Raw genomic sequence first — 2,660 nt, forward strand, 5'->3', positions numbered from 1 at the left:
ACCGCGTTGGCGCGCGCCCCCGAGCGCCCCCCGGGCGCGAGGCGCCCGCGCGAGGGAGTCGCGAGGGAGCGGGCGACCGGCGGGAGCCCCGAGCGAGCGACGAGGTTGGGGAGGCGTGAGGTGCGGTTGCGGTGCGGGTGGGACTCAAAGGGGCAGCCGGGAGGGCGGCGCAGACGACGCAAGCACCGCAGGGAGCGAACGGAGTGAGCGACCGAGGCGCGCAGCGAGTGTGCGCCGCCCTCCCGGCTGGGGCTTTGGAAGTGTTCGCCGTCGATCCGCTGTCAACCGTTTATAAACAATCGCCTGGGGCTTTGGAAGTGTTCGCCGTCGATCCAACGATAACCATTTATAAACGAACGACGGGCGCTTTGCGAGCGTTCGCAGCGCCACCGACGGTAACAACGAAAAGTAGAGAGCCATAAATAGGGATTCTCGAATCCACGCCGGTTCGATACAAATCCACATCGTATCGGTCCCGACACGATTTAGGTGACCCGCCCGCAACGGGTCGGTAATGAGCACTCAGGCCGCGACGGAAGAACACACGGTCGTGATCGGGCTGGAGGTCCACGTCCAGCTCGAGACCGACACGAAGATCTTCTGCGGCTGTTCGACGGAGCCCGAAGACGACGAGGATCCGAACACGCGCACGTGCCCGACCTGTCTCGGGCTGCCGGGCGCGCTGCCGGTCCTCAACGAGGCCGCCGTCGAGGCCGCCGTGAAGGTGGGGAAAGCGATCGACGCCGACATCCCCCAGACGACGACGTTCCACCGGAAGAACTACTACTACCCCGACCTGCCGAAGAACTTCCAGCTCACCCAGTACGACGCCCCGATCTGCCAGTCCGGCGAGCTGGAACTCCGCGTCGACAGCGAGCCTCGGACCATCGGGATCACCCGGGCACACCTCGAAGAGGACCCCGGAAGCCTCCAGCACGCCGGCGGCTCCATCGAGTCGGCGACGCACACCCTGGTGAACTACAACCGCGCCGGGACGCCCCTGATGGAGATCGTCACGGAGCCGGACTTCCGGTCGCCCGCGGAGACCCGGGCGTTCCTCGCGAAGCTGGAGGAGGTCCTCGAATATCTCGGCGTCTTCGACCCGACTCGCGACGGGAGCCTGCGCGTCGACGCCAACGTCTCCTTGGTTCCCGAGAGCGACGTTGCCGACGACGGGACGATCACCGGCGACGCCCTCGAAGCCGTGAACCGCGCCGAAGTCAAGAACATCTCGAGTCACAAGGGCGCCGAACAGGCGCTCGCGTACGAGATCACCCGACAGGAGAACGTGCTCCGGCGCGGCCGCGAGATCGAACAGGAGACCCGCCACTGGGACGAAGGGCGCGGCGTCACCGTCTCGATGCGTTCGAAGGAGGCCGAGAAGGACTACCGCTACTTCCGGGAGGCCGACCTCCCGGCGCTGGAGGTGTCGGACTGGAAAGAACAGATCCCGATCCCGGAGCTGCCCGACGCCCGCCGCGAGCGCTTCCGCGAGGAGTACGGGCTCGACCGCGAGTCGGCCTCGAAGCTCACCTCGACGAAGGCGGTCGCCGACTTCTTCGAGGACGTCGCCGAGGCGTTCGACCCCGACCTCGCCGCCACGTGGGTGGCCGACAACCTGCTCGGCGAGCTCAACTACCGCGAGATGGCGATCACGGACGTCGAGGACCGCCTCGACGAGTTCACCCGCCTGGTCGAACTCGTCGCCGACGATGAGCTCACGGTGAAGAACGCCGAGGAGGTCGTCCTCCGCGAGATGCTCGACGCGGGCGAGGACCCCGAGACCGTCATCGACCGCGAGGGGCTCGGCGTCGCCGACTCCGGCGAGGTCGAGGCCGCGGTCGCGGCCGCCATCGACGACAACCCCGACGCCGTGAGCGACTATCACGGGGGCGACGAGGGCGCGATCAACTTCCTCGTCGGGCAGGTGATGCAGGAGACCGGCGGGAGCGCCGACCCCGGACAGGTGAACGGGCTGCTCCGCGAGCGGCTGGACGGGTAACGGGATGCGAGACACCGCCGAGGCGCCGCGCCGATGACCGTCACCGTCGACGTCGTCGGCGAGGGGACCGCCGAGTACGACCTCCCCGACGACGCCACCTACGCGGACCTCGTCCGCGAAGCGGGGTACCACCCGCAGGAGGCGTCGGTCCTCGTCGAGGGCTCCCCGGTCCCCGGCGACCGCGTCGTCGACGCCGACGAGGTCCGGCTGCTCCGACTGATAAGGGGCGGCGCGACGGACGGCGACGCGTGAGCGGGGACCGCGACGCGGACGACGCCGAGGTGTCGGCCCCCGACGAGTTCGGGGTCGAGCCCGCGACGCCCGACGACCGACTCGACGTCCTCCGCGTGCTCGACGCCGCGATGTTGGAGACGGACGCCGAGAGCGTGGACGCCGCGATCGACGCCGGAGACGCCCTCGTCGCCCGATTCGAACGGACCGGTGCGGTCGTCGGCGCGCTGGTCGCCACGCGCCCCGAACCGAGACGGCTCCGCGTCGACGCCGTGGCCGTCCGGCGGGCGCGACGCGGTCGAGGGATCGGCTCAGCGCTCGTCGCCGCGGCGGTGCGGCGGGCCGAACGCGCCGCCGCCGTGGACGCGGTCACCGCCGCGTTCGACCCGAAACTGGACGCCTTTTATACGGAGCACGGGTTCGCCAG

General features: G+C 69.5%; 3 protein-coding genes. All 3 read left to right on the forward strand.

What is annotated here, in order from left to right; all coding sequences use genetic code 11:
• The first annotated feature begins 514 nt into the window (after nt 1–514).
• The gene (gene gatB, locus OQF71_RS14275) at nt 515–2,002 is read left to right on the forward strand and encodes an Asp-tRNA(Asn)/Glu-tRNA(Gln) amidotransferase subunit GatB (RefSeq protein ID WP_280588478.1); all 1,488 of its coding nucleotides are present in this window, start codon (nt 515–517) and stop codon (nt 2,000–2,002) included.
• Nucleotides 2,003–2,035: 33 nt separating this feature from the next.
• Nucleotides 2,036–2,254, forward strand: coding sequence for a ubiquitin-like small modifier protein 2 (locus OQF71_RS14280; protein WP_280588479.1), 219 nt, complete (start codon nt 2,036–2,038; stop codon nt 2,252–2,254).
• Nucleotides 2,251–2,660: GNAT family N-acetyltransferase (locus tag OQF71_RS14285; RefSeq protein WP_280588480.1), on the forward strand; the 410-nt coding region annotated here is incomplete at its 3' end. The genes OQF71_RS14280 and OQF71_RS14285, both read left to right, overlap by 4 nt.

Source organism: Halorubrum sp. Boch-26 (genome assembly GCF_029889805.1).
Lineage (GTDB): Archaea > Halobacteriota > Halobacteria > Halobacteriales > Haloferacaceae > Halorubrum.